1 protein-coding gene is annotated in these 393 nt (G+C 41.0%); it reads left to right on the top strand.

The features are described from left to right. A partial coding sequence (locus H4O21_RS28355; protein WP_182812531.1) for a TonB-dependent receptor domain-containing protein occupies positions 1-393 on the top strand: 393 nt, incomplete at both ends.

Raw genomic sequence — 393 nt, 5'->3', positions numbered from 1 at the left:
TTGATGAAAACGACTTACTTAATGGTGTAGGGGCTGGCACCATAGGAAACCCTAATTTAAAGTGGGAAGAGCAAGAAACAGCAAATATTGGTCTAGACGCCCGATTATTTAATAATACTGTAAGCATTACTGCCGATGTATTTCGTAAGCAAACCAAAAACTTATTAATTCAACCACAGGCCCCAGGAATAATAGGTGTTGGGGCACCAGGGGCTGCTTCGCCATTTATTAACGCTGGTACAGTACAAAACCAAGGTGTTGAATTTATGATTGCTTATGACGATAATTTTTCGGATGATTTCAGGTTTAACGTCAGTTTTAATGCGACATATCTGGAAAATGAAGTGACTTCGCTAAACGGAAGAGATGTGCCTCCAGGCGGAGAGTTTGGTG

Source organism: Oceanospirillum sediminis, from assembly GCF_014164585.1.
Lineage (GTDB): Bacteria > Pseudomonadota > Gammaproteobacteria > Pseudomonadales > Halomonadaceae > Oceanospirillum > Oceanospirillum sediminis.
The sequence above is the reverse complement of the archived record's forward strand: the minus strand, read 5'-3'. Positions and strand labels throughout refer to the sequence as shown.